This is a genomic window from Asaia sp. Ae19-3 (assembly GCF_059801175.1).
Window position 1 is genome coordinate 102,854 of record NZ_JBCHWF010000001.1, and the last position, 16,149, is coordinate 119,002.

The window sequence follows — 16,149 nt, forward strand, 5'->3', positions numbered from 1 at the left end:
ACGGGCGCGCCTCCATGTGAAACGCGCCACGTTGTTGGGGTTCAGTTAAACCCTGCCGAGACCCCGGCGAACACGCCAAAGCCGTCGCCCGGCTGGAAGGCGGCTAGCTGCTTGCCCGCTGCGATATAGCCCGGCACGACGATGGAGGCGTAATGGGTGTTGGCGAGATTGTTGAACGACAGGAAAACCTGACGGTGCTTATGCGGCCAGTCATAGCCTATGGTCGTGTTGAAGATATGATAGGACGGCGCAAAATACGTGTCGTCATATGAGCCTGAGACCTTCGACGATACCTGCGTATTGAAATTGGCATAGAGCCCGTTCTTCAGATCGAGGCGTATCTCGCCCTGATAGAAATGGGCCGGAATGCCCGGCAGCGCGTTGCGGCCAAAGACGGCGTCGTGTTTGAAATGGAAGTCCTGCCACGTATAGGACTGACGCAGGCCCAGCTTGCCGCCTGACCACTTGATGAGATCGGTCTCGAGCGAGGCCTCGACGCCCTGATGCGTCGTCGGGCTGGCGTTGGAGTAGGTAGTCGCGCCGTAAAGCTGCGAGAGCGGTGTCATGACCGTCAGCAGCTCATTGCGCACGTCGGAGTAGTAATAGGAGACGCTCCAGCGGTTGTTCTTCCACTCGCCGCGCGTGCCTGCCTCATAGGTCGTGGCTGTCTGGTTGTCCAGCTTGACGCCTGAGGCATTGAGCCCCTGCGCCGGGCCGGAGGTGTAAAGCGCGCCAGAGAGAAGCTGCCAGTCATTGGGTGGCTGAAAGCTGCGGCTTACATTGCCGTAGATCGATACATGCGGCGAAATGACATAGCGAAAGCCACCACGCGGAGTAAAGCCAAGCCCGGATGTGCTGACCGAACTCGTCGTCGGATAGGCAACATCCATCGAGCGCTGAACGAAATCGAGCGCACCCGCAGCGGTAAGCCAAAAATTATGGAAGAGCTCGAAATTGTTCCGGATGTGGAAGTAATTATCGGTGCCGCCGTAATCCGAATGGCGCAGAACAGTGCCGAAGGGGATCTTGGCATAAATGCCGGTTGTGGTGCGTGAGCGGTTGGTCTGCCAGGCTTCGAGATCGGTATAGGTGTCGACGCCGAAAAGCGTCTCGCTCTTATGACCCCAAAGCTTGTCGTTACGGCTGTAGCGCACCACGCCTGCAACGGTCTTGTAGCCCCAGCGCTGGGCGGTTGCCGTGTTCTGGATATCGATTGGCGCATCCTGATAGTCGAAACCGAGTTCGAGCTTCGATTTGTCATCGATGCGTATGGTGGTCATATCACCATAGAATTTGCTGCCTGGCTGAATGCGATGGCCATGCAGCGTGGCGTAGAGCGCCTGTGCCTGTTTGGGATTGGTTTCGATCTGGTCACGCGTCAGATAGCCGGGATAGCCGTTCTGCGTCTGGCGATAACGAAAGAACAGTCGTGTCGAGACATTGTCGTTGAAGCGATAGCCATAATTGGCGTTCACGCCAAAGCTGCTCGCCGCTGTCTGGGCCTGATAGCCGCCACGATAGGATTTGGTGATGCTGATATAATAATCGGATTTGCCAATGACCGCGCCAGAACTGATCTGCTGCTTGTTGTAGTTGAAGCTGCCTGCCTCGACACGGGCCTGATAATGGTCGGCTGTATAGCCTGTCGGGGTCACGTAATTGATGGCGCCACCCAGCTGCACGCCACCGTAATCGAAGGCATTCGCGCCGCGCAGTACCTCGGTGTACTGGATGCCGAGTGTCTCGAACAATTCGTAGGGCGTTCCTGCCGGGGTCGTGACCGGCAGACCGTCGAACATCATCAGAATGCCCGAGCGGAAATAATTCGTGCCGGTCTGGATACCCGAGCCGCGAATGGAAAGGCGCAATCCGTCACCACCACCGGAGCTCTGGGCAAAAACGCCCGGCTGAAATGCCAGAATATCGGCATTGGTCAGATTGCGGCTGCGCAGCACTTCTTTCGAATTGATCACCGATACCCCGCCCGGCACCGTGTCGAGCTGGCGCGAGGCCGCTGCGGCAGGAGAGAGACGCTGCTGTGAAACGGTAATGGATTCAGTCGAGGGTTTGAGGGTGGGCTTGTTGTTTGCAGGCCTGGCTGCGGCGCGGGTTGGCGCTGCATGACGTGTCTTGTTGGTGTCTTTCGAAGCCAATTTGGCGGCATAGGCGCCTTCATGGGGGAGCAGGCTCATGCCGGTGAGAAGCACCAGCGAATTGGCGCCGATAAGAGCGCGTCGTGAGGAAAGAAAATCAGATCGGTGGCGGCGTTTCATTGGGTCGATGTCCGTTCGGGCGATGAGTAGAGATCAGGGGAGAAGGCGCGGACGAACATCGTGACCGGGCGGCAAAAATCGGAGAGACGCAGTTTTTCATCATGTCAGCTTTTCCGGCTGGAACTGGTTCTGGATGAGCAGGGCGCGGCCGGGTGGAAATGGCCGCGCCACAGCGATGAGTCACACGCTGCGTCCTGAGGGGCAGAGCGTTTCATGCGGCAGGGAACGACGAGAGGTGTCGAGCGCGCGTTCCAGCGCCTTGTCGCTATCGGCGTCATAGCCGAACACCTCCCAGCGCAGGACAAGATGGAGCGCTATGCCGACAACCGGGGCAATCAGAATGACCCAGAAAATGATCGTGCCCATCGAGGTGAAGGCCGAGGGCAGCGCCCACATGCTCAATGTTCCGGCAAACCCGGCCACGAAATTGGTAAAGCCAATTCCCGTGCCACGCAGTTCGGTCGGATAGCTGAGCGTCGGATACACCATCTGCTGGCAGCCGGGGCCGAAACCCTGAGCAAACAGAAAGGCCGCAAACCCTGTCATGACCAGCACGATACCGAGCGTGGAATGGGGCGTGCCGACAAGCGCCAGAAGCAGAATGCCGACGCATTGCAGCGCATAACCGGCCACCGTGATGGGGCGTGATCCGAAAGAGCGTGTCAGACGTACGCCCAGCAGCCCGCCGCTGAGGGCAAACACCAGATTGAGGGCAATCGAAACCGCCAGTACCTGTGTGCGGTCCAGATGCAGCATGGTACTGAGCAGGCTCGGTGCGCCAAAGGCAATGGCGGCATAAGACGTGGCGCTGACGATTTTCATACCAATCACAAGGATCGTCCGTCGCAGCAGCGGCGCACGCAGCAGGGCCATGATGCCCGGCGATGGCACAGGCTGCGGTTTGACCGCCACCTGAAGCACCGGGTCGATGCCATGGGTCTTGCGCAGGATGGCAGCGGCTTTTTCCAGATCGCCATGACGTGCTGCCCAGATGGGCGATTCACTCATGTAGCGGCTGCGCACCAGAATGATGATCAGCGCAGGCACAGCGCCAAAACCCAACGACGCACGCCACAGCCAGTCGGGGTGGCTGGCGGGTACGATCGCGTTGAGCGCAAAGACGATCAGAAAGCAGGCGGAAGAGGCCGCATACCAGGTGGGGCACCAGGCAGCAGCGCGCCCGGCCTTGCTACCCTTGCCCGAAAGCTTCGAGAATTCGGAAAGAAAAGCCATCGCAACAGGCAGATCCATCCCGACGCCAAACCCCATCGCAAAGCGCGCCAGAATCAGAATGCTGGCCGTTGGCGCAGCAGCAGCAACCAAGGCTGCAATGACGAAGCAGGCCATATCGGCCATGAACACCGCATAGCGCCCGATGCGGTCGGTCAACCAGCCGCCAGACAGACTGCCGATGATGGTGCCGGCGCTCATGGCTGCTGCGACCATGCCGGTTTCGTAGCCCGAAAGGCCGAAATATTTCTGCACGTCGCCAATCCCGTAGGAGAGGGTCGTCAGATCATAGGCGTCGAGAAACACACCGCCGAGGGCGAGCATGACGATGATATTGGCATGACCCCTGCCTGTCGGCCCCTGATTGATCAGGGCGGCAATGTCATCGGCCGAGCGAATGACGGGGCGCGAGGCAGGTTGGGGGGGCAGAGCACTCATGAGCGCACCTCATCCGAAAAGACATGGGGTGTCTGGGGCACGAGAGAAGCGATGGTGCTCGCTACTGACTGCGCGTTTTCCGTTACCTCTGGCAGGCCCATCAGTTCACCGAACTGCCCGCGTGACAGCGGCCCTGCGATCAGCAGATCGGGAATGCTCCGCGTGCCGACACGCGCATGATGATCGGCCCCGGTATGAAGGCCGAGCCCGACAGGATCGGCCTCGAGAAGCCGTGCTGCGGCCAGCGCGCGCAGATAGGGCGTATGGCGCACGATCCCGGCATGATCGGGGCCTGTCGTGTTGACCACATGATCGACAACGCGGGTTTCTTCCGCGCCCCCTCGTGTCTTCAGGGTCAGGACAATCCCGTCCGCTGTGGCTTGTGCCGACAGCAGGCGTGCTGCGCCGAGGGTCAGGCGTCCTTCATTGAGACGTGTCTGCAGGATATGATCGACCTGAGGGGCGATACGAAACCGATGAACATCCCAGAACGGGCGGAGATGGCGTATCAGCCTGCGACGCTCGACCTCGTTCAGGGCGCCCCAGAGGCCGCGCCCCTGCCTGCGCACGGCATCAATGATCTCGTGCCACGAGAGATCGGCGTGATCGCGCAGCGCAGAGCGGATGCGTTGCAGCAGACCGAGCGCCGTCGTGGAAGGGATCAGCCTCAATATGTCCGACAGGGCCGAAGCCTGTGGCGCATGAGCGCGAGGGCGTAATCCTCGTCTGGAAAAAGCCACTATCTCGCCGCTATGGCCACGTGCTGTCAGGCTGGCCACGATATCGGCCATGGTCAGCCCTGTGCCGATAATGGCGACGCGATCCTGCGGGGCTATGTGCGACAGCGCATCGTCACGCCACGGATTGCCAATGATCCGTGGCTCCTGGGCCAGCGGCGCCAGAGGGGCCGGCAGGGAAGGGGCCGGATGCGTGGTGGCGAGCACCAGCCTTTGCGCCAGAAGAGATCTCCCCTCGCTGACGCTGATTTTCCAGTCTTTGCCTTCCAGTGTCACGTCCTCTGCCGTGCCGCGCAGATGGCGTAGCCGCCCTGTTTCCAGATAGGGGGCCAGACGCGCTGCCAGATAGCGGCCGAACAGCGCGCGCGAGGGATAGAGGTCGCCTGATGGCAGAAAAGCATCAGGGTCGATGGCGGCCAGGGCATCAAGGTCGAGCCAGTCGCGAAAATCGCTCGGCTTTGCCGTCTGAAGGCTCATGCGCGACGCAGGCACGTTGATGCGATGCTGCGTGTCATGGGTGCCATAGGCCTGACCTGCACCGAGCTGCTCCCGCGGCTCGATAATGGTCACGCCATGACGCCCCAGATCAGGGCGCAGGCGCAAAATATGCCAGGCGACCATGGCGCCAGTCGCGCCGCCACCGATAATGACGATCGGAATTCGGGTGTCTGACTGGGCCGTCATGAGGAGGAAACCCGGCCTGGCCGGTGGCTACCGGCAATGGTTTCGCCAAATGGCCCCATATTGCTGCTGGTCTGCGCCGCACGCACGGGGTGAGCGGTGGGCAGAAGCGGCAGAACGAGTTCGCCAAAGCGATAGGCTTCTTCGAGATGCGGGTAGCCGGAGAGGATGAAACTGTCACACCCTGCGCGTCTGTATTCGTCCATCCGTTCGGCAATGGTTGCCGGGTCACCCACGAGCGCCGTGCCTGCACCGCCGCGTACAAGGCCGACACCAGCCCAGAGATTGGGGCTGATTTCCAGCTTGTCACGACGGCCGCCATGCAGGGCGCTCATGCGTGCCTGCCCCACGGAATCGAGGCGGGAGAAGACAGATTGCGCCTCGGCGATGGTGGAGTCATCGAGCTTGGAAATGAGGCGATCGGCCTCGCGCCAGGCTTCTGCCGTGGTCTCGCGGGCAATCACATGAAAACGGATGCCGAAGCTGACCTCGCGCCCCGCTTTTGCGGCTTCCTCACGAACACGGCTGATCTTCTCGCGCACGAGCGCCGGAGGCTCACCCCAAGTAAGATATTTCTGCACACGACGCGCCGCAATATCGATGCCGACATCGGAGGAACCGCCGAAATAGAGCGGAGGACCGTTTTCCTGATGCGGCGGAAAGAGCAGCCGCCCGTCTTCGATGCGGAAATGCGGCCCGTCATGGGCGACTGTCTCGCCACGCAACAGACGCGAATAGATGTCGAGAAACTCGTCAGTAATGGCGTAGCGCGTGGCATGATTATGGAACAGGCCGTCTCCGCCATTTTCTCGCGGGTCTCCTCCCGTCACGACATTGATCAGAAGCCGCCCGCCAGAGAGGCGGTCAAGCGTTGCCGTCATCCGCGCGGCAAGCGTCGGCGATTGCAGGCCCGGACGCACGGCCACCAGAAATTTCAGACGTTCGGTAGAGGTGACGAGCGCCGAGGCCACGACCCAGCTATCCTCGCAGCTGCGCCCCGTCGGCAGCAGCACGCCGTAATAACCGAGTGAATCTGCAGCGCGGGCGATCTGCTGCAGATAGGGAAGATCGACCGCCCTGCCACCCTCACTGGTGCCCAGATAACGGCTGTCGCCATGGGTCGGCAGAAACCACAGAACATTGATCTTGTCGGGAGCATTGTCTCCCGCAGCGATTTTTTCAGGGGCAGCGTTGAACGGGATCGTGGTCATGACAGGGCGCTCTCTTTCTGGGCATTCGCATTCTGGGCGTTTGCTGGCGAGGGGCTCGCGTTGGGGGCGGCTGTTTCGGTGCGGGGCTGGGGCGGGGCGAAATTCCTGCGCTGAATTGCAGCAGGGTGACTGTCCGGCAGGCGGTCCCGCCCTGTCAGGCGGTGCCGCAGCGTTTCACCCGGCTGGGCAGGTGCAGGCAGGCGCCCCCGACGACGCAGCTCTGGCGCGATGAGCGTTGCGTAATCATCAAGCGTTTCAGAGCTGTGATACTGGCGCAGGTTGATGCCATCGATGCCGTCTTCATCGAGCCAGATTTCGAGCGCATCGGCGATCTGCTCTGGTGTGCCGACAGCGAAGAACCGCCCCTCATCGAAGCTGGCAATCTGCTCGAGCGCCGCGCCAACCGTCAGCTCGGTGCCAAAACGGCGCCCCATATTGCCAAGGCTGCGCCCTCTTTCGGCCAGAGCCTGCCCGATGGTGATGGATGGATCGAACTGGCGCAGATCGATTTCTGCCTGGGCATGAACGAGGGCCCCTTCCACGCTGTAATAGGCGCGATACCGGGCAAGCTTGGCCTGTGCCTCTTCTTCCGTACGGCCAGCGATCAGACCGGCCATCACATAGAATTTCAGCTCGGCAGGATCGCGCCCCTGGGCTGCGGCTTCTGCTCTTGTCCGGGCAATATGAGAGCGCACCTCTTCCTGTGTGCGGCCGCCTATGAAGATCGCTTCGGCATGGCGCGCGGCTGTCTTGAGGCCACGTGATGAGCCCGTCGCCTGAAACAGGACCGGTGTACGCTGGGGCGTTGGCTGAACCAGATGCGGTCCTTCGACACGAAAATGCGCCCCCTCATGGTTGATATGACGCACGCGCGAGGGATCGGTGTAGCGGTCTGACTCGCGGTCCTGAATCACCGCGTCTTCCTGCCAGCTTCCTTCCCAGAGCTTGTAGAGCACGTCGAGATATTCATCGGCGCGATCATAGCGGCTGTCATGCTCGAGCTCGCCATCGAGCCCGAAATTGCGGGCAGCGTTGGGGAGGTAGGAGGTGACGACATTCCATCCCACGCGCCCGTTGGTCAGCAGATCGAGCGTGCTCATCCTGCGGGCAAAGGCGAAAGGCGGCTCATAGGTGGTCGAGAATGTCGCGGCAAAACCCAGTGTCTCCGTAACCGCAGCCATGGCCGGAATCAGAGAGAGCGGATCGAGATTCGGGATCTGCAGCCCAAGGCGTAGAGAGGCGTCGAGCCCGCCAAAGCGGTCATAGATTCCGATCACATCGGCCAGAAAGATCGCATCCATTCCGGCGGCTTCGGCGCGTTTGGCTGTGTCGAGCCAATAGCCCATCTCGCCAAAGCGGTGACGGTTATTGCTTTCCTCGCGCCACATGCCATGCACGATATGGCTCACACAGGCCATTTCGAAGAGATTGACGTGCAGGGTCTTGGGAGTGCCGCTCTTGGAATGAGAGGGCTGGCGCGAGGAAGAGGTCATGCGGCTTCTCCGGCGCGACGGGTTTCGGCCAATCGGCGCAGACCGTCGCGATAGGGTGTCCAAAGTCGTGTGCCGTTCAGCGCCACATCGCCAAGCTCGCGCTGGCGCTGTGCGGCGGGGTTGTGCGAGGCAAGGGTGCGGGCATTGCGCCAGTGGCGGTCGAGATCGAGCGATTCAGACGTGGCAGAGGCGCCACCCACCTCGAAAAGCGTCGTTGCTGCCTCGAGTGTCTGCTGGGTGATGATCTGCTGCGCCTTGAAGATCTGCTCCTGCGCCTGCTCGATGGCATCGTCGTCATGCGCGCCAGCCAGAAAGAGCGGTTCGATAGCTTCGAGGGCTCTTGCGCCCTGATCGGCCAGAACAGCGGTGGAATAGGCGAGGGAAGACAGACGGCCGACCACGCTCTGAACGATTGGGTCATGTCTCTGACTGACCTTGCCCGGCACGCCAAAAACGCGTTCCCGCGGGCGAACAAAAGCCAGAGCATCCTGCAACACAGCCTGGGCAATGCCTGCCAGGGTCGTGTTGTGGAATTGCTGGTAATACGCACCCAGAAAAGGCTGGCTGGGGGGCGTATCGGCAGGGACCCGCTCGACGATCTGGTCAGGAGTGAGGGCGACCTGATCGAACAGGGTCGTGCCGCTGCCAGTCAGGCGCTGGCCGAAACCATCCCAGTCATCCAGCCTCGTGACGCCGGTTGCCGTGGCGGGCACCAGAACACGCACCCTGTCGCCGCCCAATGTCGCCCAGACAATGATCCAGTCGGCATAAAGTGTGCCGGTCGAATAATATTTGCGGCCATTGAGCACGAGACCGTTCAGTCCGTGGGTTACCTCGGTCGTCACGCTGGTTTCGTTGGCACGCTCGGCCATGGCTGCGCCGAAGATCCTGTTGTCACGGACAAGGCCCTGCCAGGTTTCGGCTTGGGGCAGGCCGGCGCGCAGTGTTTCGACAAAGGCAAAATGGGCGCGGAAGATCTGGGGCAGATTCGAATCCGCACGCGCCAGTTCGCGCAGTTGCACGAAGCTTTCCGACAAGCTGAGCCCGTAACCGCCTTCGTTCCTGCCAAGGCGCAACCGGCCGAATCCTGCCGCAGCAAGGGCGGAAACGGAATCGTAGGGGCGTGTTCCCTTGCGGTCGCGATCTGAAGCGCCCTTGCCTATATCACTAAAAATTTCGGTAAAACTCATCGGGCGACTTCCTTGCGAAATGTGGTGTGAAGACGATTCCACATCGTCCGAGCGTTGTTATTCTTTTATAACAAATCAATATATGGGCACATGTCAACGTGAAATGCGTTGATTTAAAAATACAACTATGAACGATAGTTAAATAAGGCCTGACAAGATTTCTGCCCCGGAGTGATCCGGGTTGCCCGAATGTCCGGAGACGGGGCCATTTCAGGCCGGGCCAAGGGGCGCTAGAAGAGCGGGATAGGCGCTAAGGGAGAGAGAAGCAGCATGGCGGCCGAAGCCTGTCTCGAAGGATGGAAAATCGCGATCAGCCGCGATACGGGCGCGCTTTATCTCGCGATTGTCGAAGCCATTGCTCAGTCCATACGCAAGGGCGAGTTGCAGGAAGGGGAAAAACTGCCGCCACAGCGTGTGATCGCCACCCGTCTTGGCACCAATCTCAGCACAGTCACGCGCGCCATTGCCGAGGCGCAGAAGCGCGGCCTGCTCGATGCCACTGTCGGTCGTGGTACTTTTGTCAGGATCAATGCAGGCGGTAGTTCCTGGCGCATTGCGGGAGGAAGCGTTCTCGACCTGACCATGAACTCGCCGCCTCTGCCCCAGGATCCGGGCATTCAGGCCATGATCCAGGGTGAAATTAGCGCCATCTTCAAACAGCAGGATGCGCAGTCGCTCATGTCATATCGCGTGACGGGCGGTACGTTGCAGGACAGGCAACTGGGCATGCAGTGGCTGGCGCCGGTTCTGGGCAGGCGGCGTGCCAGTGAAATGCTGATCGTGCCCGGCGCGCAGGTGGCTCTTTCGGCCATCATGAGTTCGCTCGTGAGACCGGGCGAAGCCATTGTAACCGATCTCTTTACCTATCCCGGCATGCGCTCGATCGCCGCCCAGTTCGGCTATGTGCTGCTGGGTGTAGAGCAGGATGAGGAAGGGATGATTCCCGAGGCGCTGGAAGAGCTTTGCGCCCGGCATCGCCCGCGTGTGCTCTACTGTACGCCAACACTGCAGAACCCCACGACGGCAACATGGTCGGTGCCTCGCCGTGAGGCCATTCTGGCCATTGCGCGACGCTTTCAGATGAGCGTCGTCGAGGATGATCCCTATAGTCTTCTGCTTAAGGCACCTCCACCGACGCTGGCGATGCTCGACCCGACAAGGGTGATCTATGTCGCCACCATGTCGAAGGTTCTTAGCCCAGGTCTGCGCACGGCCTATATCGTGCTGCCGGGGGCAGAAATGACCCGGCGCATCACCTCGGGAGTGAGAGCTATCTGTCTGGCCAAGGCCGGTATTCTCGACGCCATCGTTTCACGCTGGATCGAGACCGGCCTGGCACAGCACTGCCTGCGCAGCATTCGCGATGAGCTGACACAGCGCCACGTGGTCATGCGCCAGATACTGGGCTCGCGGGCACCCGACAAAACACCGAGCCCCCATGTCTGGCTTTCTTTGCCAGAATGGTGGAGCAGTGCCGATTTCGTGGCTTTCGCCCGCCGTCAGGGGCTGGCCCTTGTGCCCAGCTCGGTCTTTACCGTGAGTGGCGATCCGCCGGCTGCGGTGCGCATGGCGCTGGGTAGCGCGTCAGATCTTTCTGAATTGCGGGATTCGCTGACCAATCTGCGCTCTGTGCTGGAATATCGCCCGGCAGAAGGGTTTTCGGACGTCGTTTGAGGGGGCATGAGGCGAGGAACCAGCCTGTGAAAAGACTGGCTTACCGCGAATTCATCTGAAACATCCATTGGAGAAGATCACGAAAAAGAGATATAATAATAGAGAAAAAACAATGATCTAACGATTTTCATGCAGATTGTTTTTTCACGTATGGCATATTGTATGCATTTGTGTGAGCTAAATTTATCCAGAACATGATAAAGATTATTTTGTATGGTTTTTCATATCCATACAATTTCTTGCGTCGACGGTCAGAACTCCCCATAGAATAGGACACCAGCCGCTTTTGCCCGAGCTGGATGTCTCTCATCAGACATACTGGGCAGGCGGCGTTGCTTATCAAGCTTGGCGCCGCGGACGCACCATCCACCGCCGACGCCTCTCTCAAGGAGAGTCAGGATGAACGCAGAACTCGCTAATCCCTCGCTGGCCGCACAGGAAGAATCTGCCCAGCGGCGCCTGCGGTATCGCATGATCGCCATGGTGGTGGGTGTGCTCATGTTCCATGTCTGCCTCGCCTGGGCCGTCGCAGGGACGTCGGTCGATCTGGAAGATCATTTCCACACCAATTACTGGGCATTGGGCGGTACGCTCTTCTGGGCCATGTTTGCCGTCTATAACATGAGCGTTTCCTGAGCACAGAAGGCCCCCCGGCATTCTGAAATCTCAGGCTTGAAGCTCAGGCAGCAGCGTGCGTCCGTGTATGGCACGTGATGACCTTTTCATAGAGTGCTTCATACCGGTCGACCATGCGCGAGAGGCTGAAATACTCCTCCACGCGACGCCGGGGAATGATCCGGTCAATCTTAAGAGCCTCCAGGATGGCCGCAGCCAGGGCAACAGGGTCATCGGGGGGCGCAAAACGTCCGGCTTCCTCGCCGATGATTTCACGCGTAGCCCCCTGGTCAAAAGCTGCGACGGGCAGGCCACTGGCCATGGCTTCAACCGCCACAAGCCCGAACGGCTCATCCCAGCATGGCGTGAAGAGCAGCAGGGCGGCCTCGCGCATCTGTTCTGCCAGCCCTGCGCCGTCCAGCACGCCCCCATAGATGATCTTTTCGTCCAGCAGCGGGGCGATTTCCCTGTCAAAATAGGTATCATCTTCCTTGACGCCGAAAAGCCTCAGCCCAATGCCGCATTGGCGCGCAGCTCTTATCGCGTGGTGCGGGCCTTTATTTGGCGTGATCCGGCCACACCACAGAGCATGATTTCCGCGCTTCCCTGACCATGGCCAAAGGGCGAGATCGATGCCGTTATGAACGATTTCGGCTGTGTCAGGCGTTCCCTCGGGCCACCAGCACAATGTCTGTCGCTGTGATGTAACCGTGGCCCGGTGGGTGGGGCTGAGACTGTCGCGCACCACCCCGTGAATGGCTTCGAAAGGAGGCACATGCAGGGATGTGACGCAGGGAAGACCACTCTTTTTGGCGCCCTGCATCACGAAGCGATGGAGAGAGTTATTGTGCACGACGTCGAAGGCATTGCTGAAAATACGCGGACACGCCGAGGCGAAGGCCCTGTCGAGAACAGGGTAGAGCCTGGGGTCAGGCCGGGCATTCTCCCAAGGGAAATCGCGATCGTAATGGACATCCAGAACAGGATCGATCGTAAAGCGCGCATCGCTGTCACCTGCCGCGAACAGGGTGACATCGTGCCCACGTGCAATCAGCCCTTTGGCGAGATGAAAACTATGGGCTTCCATCCCGCCCTTGAAGGGTTCTGCGATCGGATGACGCGGATGCGCGACGAGCGCAATGCGCAGAGGGGTCATTCTGCAGCAAGGCTCTGGGCGAGGGGGGCGGTGCGCTGTTCCAGGATGCGAATGACCGACGCTGTATTGGCATAGGGCTGATGACTCTGCTGCCCGGTCAGGGCGAGATCTGCCTCATCGGGTTGCCGCAGAATGCGGATAGGGCGCCCCGCAGTATCGTCTATCAGACCCATGAGACGAAAGGCATGCAGCCAGTGGCCCATGGTGCGATAGCCCCATTTTCCCTCGAAGCGCTCTGCGTTTTTGACCACCGTCTCCAGATGATGCACCGGTGGCATATGGTGGGCATGGTGCTGGTGATAGACAAGCGCGCCTTTCAGCCAGCCCAGCATCCCGCCGGAAAGGGTAAAGCCTTTCGCGTAGTCCGTATCTTCACCACCATAGCCGACATAGCTTTCGTCAAAGCCGCCCGACGCCATGAAGCTGTCGCGTCGTATGGCGAAATTCAATGACCAGAAACAGCGATAATCCGAGCAGATTTCAACGCCTTCTGCTGGCGGCCCGCGCCTGTCGGAGTGTCGGGCACAATTCTGTTCGAACCCGGCATATGTCCAGCCCGATTGGGATGCGCCTGCCGGGAGGTACATGACTTCGCCCATCAGAAGCCCGTCACATTCTGTGAGGCCTTTCTGATAGTCATGCAGGCAATCAGGGGCCGGGATGCAATCGATATCCAGAAAAACCAGTGCCTCGCCGCTGGCGAGTGACGCAGCGCGGTTGCGGGCGGCCGAGAGACGCAGGGCAAGAGGATCGATTTTCACCTGCCGTACCGGAAAAGGCATCTCGGGCAGATTGTCGTAGAGCGTGTCCTGCATGACCGCGATGATGAACTCGTGTGGCAGAACGCTCTGCCGTGCGAGCCCGAGCATCATATTGACCAGATGCGCAGGCCGTCCTTTTGCGAGGGTCAGAACAGACAGGGTTTTCATGGAAGGAGAGTCTCACGGACAGAGGTGGGGTGGTCATTCCAGAAACGGGCGATCAGGCCTTCGATCCAGAGCGCGGTGCGTTCTGCAGGCTGGTCGTCGATGGCGGCGCGCTGGGTTTCAGGGGCGTGGTGGCTGTAGGTTTCGGTCAGCGCGCGCGACCAGGCCTGGGCGGAGCTTGGGAGATGGGGGCGAATGGTTGCCATCCCGGCGGCGGCGAGGCATTCCGCCTTGCGATGCTGCTCGTCGAAATACCGCCATTCCGGCACGGCGAGCCAGGGTTTGCCAGCCGCCAGGATTTGCTGACAGGTTGTATTGCCTGTGCTGGCGATGATGCAGTCAGCTGCCGCGATATAGTCTGCCGTCTGCTCGACCCAGCCATGATGGACCAGATTGCCCGGTTCCGTAGCATGCCAGTCGCGCGCCATGGGGCCGATCGTTATCCAGAGCGCGTCGGGCCTTGTGCGCGCGCCGACGGCGATAGGGGCTGCGGTGAAGCCGGTGCCGCCACCGCCTGCCATGACAAGAATGATTTCGCGCGTGTCATCGAGTCCAAGGCGTCGGCGGGCGACCTCCCTTTCCGGAAGGCTGTCAGCCTTGCCCAGACCGCCTGCAAAAAAGACCCGGTTGCGCAGCGCGCCGTACCACTCAGGCTGGGCGAGCTTGCCGGAAAACGGCGCCAGCACGCCAATCGCGCCGTCATACGCTGCCTGATGCCCTTCATCATCGCGATCACCATGCTGGAGGATCTTGATATGAGGCACGCTGCATAATCTGCTGAGCTGAGCGATTTCGGCCGAAACGTCGCAGATCATCAGGGCAGGATCGGCCTCGACAAACCAGGCGACGATCTGCCCCATTGCCTTGCGAATTCCCGGCCAGCCCAAAGGCGCGCAGTGAACGGTGCGCGGGGTCGGAATGTCTGCCAGTGCCGAATTTTCGTGTCCGTCTGCCTCGAAGAGTGACGGGATTCGTATCAGCTCGGCATGAGCCGGCAGCATGGGGAAAAGATCATCGCGCGCGCAGAATATCGTAACTGGTCGTGACGCCGGCAATGCGTTGATGATCGACAGGCATCTCTCGGCATGCCCGCGCCCCTGATGATGGACGAAATAACCGATAGGTCTGGTCATATGACGGTTCCTGAAAGGGCAGCGTGATCGGGTTCAATGAGGGGCAGAGCGGATCTGGTTGCAAAGCCGCGAGGCGCCAGATCGTGCTTCTTCCGGGTAAGCGAGCGGTAGACTGCGATCGAGGCGCGGGCATAAGCCTCCCAACCTAGCAGAGGGGCTGCACGTCTTGCCGCCGTGGCGAGGTGCTGTTGGAGTTCTGGCCTGTCCAGCAGACGATGAAGCGCCAGCTTCAAAGCGTCCGGCGAGTCAGGTGAAACAAGAAGGCCATGGCCAAGCCGGTTGAGAATGTCCACCGGACCACCCTGGTTTGTGGCTACGACAGGAAGGCCTGCTGATGCAGCCTCCAGAAGGGTCAGGCCGAAGGGCTCATGACGTGCGGGATTGACGAAAACTCCCCCCGATGCAGCAGCGTGCCGATAGAGCCCCGCGACATCATCGGGGCTATGACTGGAGGGGAGCGCGAAGCAGCTATCGAGACGATAACGGGCCCGGATCTGCTTGAGCTTAGACACGACCCCGGCTTCTTCCGTTCCCGGATGGAGAAGCGTGTGTTGCCCGCTCAGAATGAGGAGATTGGCCTTGCGCTGAAGGGCTGTGTCCTGCGCGTATAGCGTCGCGAAGGCAGCCAGATTTTTCTTCTCGACAGGGCGCGCAATAGCAAGGATGAGGGGCCGCGCCGGATGCGTCAGCTTTCCTTTCAGGAAGCGCGCGCCGTGTTCGGCATCCACGTCATTCAGAGCGGGAACCCCAGGGGAGATGATATGTGTTTTTTCCCTCGCCGTTGGGACGCCGTAGCGGGGGATCTGGCAATCGGCCTCATCTCGTGTCGAGACAATCAGGGCGTCAGCGTCACGAATGGCGCATGTCTCGAGGGCAATCCTGTCATACAGTGCCGAAGATGCCGTCCCGCCAGAGTGGAGCTTGTCGATACCGAGCGCATGAGGCGTATAGACGACCGGAAGGCGTTCGCTTCCCGACATGGAGAGCGCAAGAGACGCGGCATCGGCAAAATGCACATGGGCGACGTCAGGGCGGTAGTCGGGTCGCGTCAGAAGCCGCCGCAGGGCATATGAAAGCGCAGGGAGCTGGGCGGAGAGCGCCTCCTTTTCGCAATAGGGAGCGCCCGGCGCACCTAATCTGACAATCGTGATCTTGTCGGAAACAGGTTCGATTTCCTGATCATGCACCGCGCCAAGATGCTCATTGCTGAATCGTCTTGTTACGATAGTAATCCGATCGACATCGGGGCGGCGCTCCTGAGCGAGTGCTGCCCCGAGCACATACGCAATATGGCCGCCGGTATCGGGGGTGATGCCATAGGTGACAGGAGGAGCGCGGAGGCAGCCGCCAAGCGCAATATGGAGAATATGCACGCGTCACCTCATCTATGGG

The 16,149-nt window shown here is 60.3% G+C and carries 12 protein-coding genes; 2 read left to right on the forward strand and 10 right to left on the reverse strand.

Translation table 11 applies throughout. The annotated features are described in order from the left end of the window. Positions 1-41: 41 nt before the first annotated feature. The 6 genes from AAID99_RS00475 to AAID99_RS00500 form a co-directional block, all read right to left on the reverse strand. Complete coding sequence (locus AAID99_RS00475; protein WP_498492707.1) at positions 42-2,273, reverse strand: TonB-dependent receptor family protein; 2,232 nt, start codon at positions 2,271-2,273, stop codon at positions 42-44. A 180-nt stretch (positions 2,274-2,453) separates the two neighbouring features. Then, positions 2,454-3,941, reverse strand: a complete 1,488-nt coding sequence (locus AAID99_RS00480; RefSeq protein WP_498492709.1) for an MFS transporter — start codon at positions 3,939-3,941, stop codon at positions 2,454-2,456. Further along, positions 3,938-5,362, reverse strand: a complete 1,425-nt coding sequence (locus AAID99_RS00485; protein WP_188424568.1) for an FAD/NAD(P)-binding protein — start codon at positions 5,360-5,362, stop codon at positions 3,938-3,940. Before AAID99_RS00485 ends, AAID99_RS00480 begins: the two co-directional genes overlap by 4 nt. After that, positions 5,359-6,570: an FMNH2-dependent alkanesulfonate monooxygenase gene (gene ssuD, locus AAID99_RS00490; RefSeq protein WP_188424570.1), complete on the reverse strand. Its 1,212-nt coding sequence runs from the start codon at positions 6,568-6,570 to the stop codon at positions 5,359-5,361. Before ssuD ends, AAID99_RS00485 begins: the two co-directional genes overlap by 4 nt. Next, positions 6,567-7,988: an NtaA/DmoA family FMN-dependent monooxygenase gene (locus AAID99_RS00495; RefSeq protein WP_498494221.1), complete on the reverse strand. Its 1,422-nt coding sequence runs from the start codon at positions 7,986-7,988 to the stop codon at positions 6,567-6,569. Before AAID99_RS00495 ends, ssuD begins: the two co-directional genes overlap by 4 nt. Before the next feature lie 71 nt (positions 7,989-8,059). After that, positions 8,060-9,253, reverse strand: a complete 1,194-nt coding sequence (locus tag AAID99_RS00500) for an acyl-CoA dehydrogenase family protein (RefSeq protein ID WP_188424572.1) — start codon at positions 9,251-9,253, stop codon at positions 8,060-8,062. A gap of 270 nt (positions 9,254-9,523) precedes the next feature. Between AAID99_RS00500 and AAID99_RS00505 the strand changes: the two genes are divergently transcribed. Then, positions 9,524-10,927 (forward strand): aminotransferase-like domain-containing protein, encoded by a 1,404-nt coding sequence (locus AAID99_RS00505; protein ID WP_188424574.1) that lies wholly within the window; start codon positions 9,524-9,526, stop codon positions 10,925-10,927. A gap of 399 nt (positions 10,928-11,326) precedes the next feature. After that, positions 11,327-11,563 carry a hypothetical protein gene (locus AAID99_RS00510; protein ID WP_188424577.1) on the forward strand — a complete coding sequence of 79 codons (237 nt, stop codon included), beginning with the start codon at positions 11,327-11,329 and terminating at the stop codon, positions 11,561-11,563. Positions 11,564-11,606: 43 nt separating this feature from the next. Here the strand turns inward: AAID99_RS00510 and AAID99_RS00515 are convergent, their stop codons facing one another. From AAID99_RS00515 to AAID99_RS00530, 4 genes are read right to left on the reverse strand one after another with little or no spacing between them, the layout of a single operon-like run. Then, positions 11,607-12,698, reverse strand: a complete 1,092-nt coding sequence (locus tag AAID99_RS00515; RefSeq protein ID WP_229719457.1) for a glycosyltransferase — start codon at positions 12,696-12,698, stop codon at positions 11,607-11,609. Beyond that, a complete protein-coding gene (locus AAID99_RS00520) occupies positions 12,695-13,627 on the reverse strand; it encodes a galactosyltransferase-related protein (protein ID WP_188424579.1) in 933 nt (310 codons plus the stop codon). Before AAID99_RS00520 ends, AAID99_RS00515 begins: the two co-directional genes overlap by 4 nt. Further along, the gene (locus tag AAID99_RS00525; RefSeq protein ID WP_498492712.1) at positions 13,624-14,757 is read right to left on the reverse strand and encodes a hypothetical protein; all 1,134 of its coding nucleotides are present in this window, start codon (positions 14,755-14,757) and stop codon (positions 13,624-13,626) included. Before AAID99_RS00525 ends, AAID99_RS00520 begins: the two co-directional genes overlap by 4 nt. Continuing rightward, positions 14,754-16,130 (reverse strand): glycosyltransferase, encoded by a 1,377-nt coding sequence (locus tag AAID99_RS00530; protein ID WP_498492714.1) that lies wholly within the window; start codon positions 16,128-16,130, stop codon positions 14,754-14,756. Before AAID99_RS00530 ends, AAID99_RS00525 begins: the two co-directional genes overlap by 4 nt. Positions 16,131-16,149 lie beyond the last annotated feature (19 nt).

What these genes read in the sequence shown, in the direction of transcription:
- AAID99_RS00475 (WP_498492707.1), bottom strand. Translation starts at nt 2,273, where the DNA reads ATGAAACGCCGCCACCGATCTGATTTTCTTTCCTCACGACGCGCTCTT.
- AAID99_RS00480 (WP_498492709.1), bottom strand. Translation starts at nt 3,941, where the DNA reads ATGAGTGCTCTGCCCCCCCAACCTGCCTCGCGCCCCGTCATTCGCTCG.
- AAID99_RS00485 (WP_188424568.1), bottom strand. Translation starts at nt 5,362, where the DNA reads ATGACGGCCCAGTCAGACACCCGAATTCCGATCGTCATTATCGGTGGC.
- ssuD (WP_188424570.1), bottom strand. Translation starts at nt 6,570, where the DNA reads ATGACCACGATCCCGTTCAACGCTGCCCCTGAAAAAATCGCTGCGGGA.
- AAID99_RS00495 (WP_498494221.1), bottom strand. Translation starts at nt 7,988, where the DNA reads ATGGCCTGTGTGAGCCATATCGTGCATGGCATGTGGCGCGAGGAAAGC.
- AAID99_RS00500 (WP_188424572.1), bottom strand. Translation starts at nt 9,253, where the DNA reads ATGAGTTTTACCGAAATTTTTAGTGATATAGGCAAGGGCGCTTCAGAT.
- AAID99_RS00505 (WP_188424574.1), top strand. Translation starts at nt 9,524, where the DNA reads ATGGCGGCCGAAGCCTGTCTCGAAGGATGGAAAATCGCGATCAGCCGC.
- AAID99_RS00510 (WP_188424577.1), top strand. Translation starts at nt 11,327, where the DNA reads ATGAACGCAGAACTCGCTAATCCCTCGCTGGCCGCACAGGAAGAATCT.
- AAID99_RS00515 (WP_229719457.1), bottom strand. Translation starts at nt 12,698, where the DNA reads ATGACCCCTCTGCGCATTGCGCTCGTCGCGCATCCGCGTCATCCGATC.
- AAID99_RS00520 (WP_188424579.1), bottom strand. Translation starts at nt 13,627, where the DNA reads ATGAAAACCCTGTCTGTTCTGACCCTCGCAAAAGGACGGCCTGCGCAT.
- AAID99_RS00525 (WP_498492712.1), bottom strand. Translation starts at nt 14,757, where the DNA reads ATGACCAGACCTATCGGTTATTTCGTCCATCATCAGGGGCGCGGGCAT.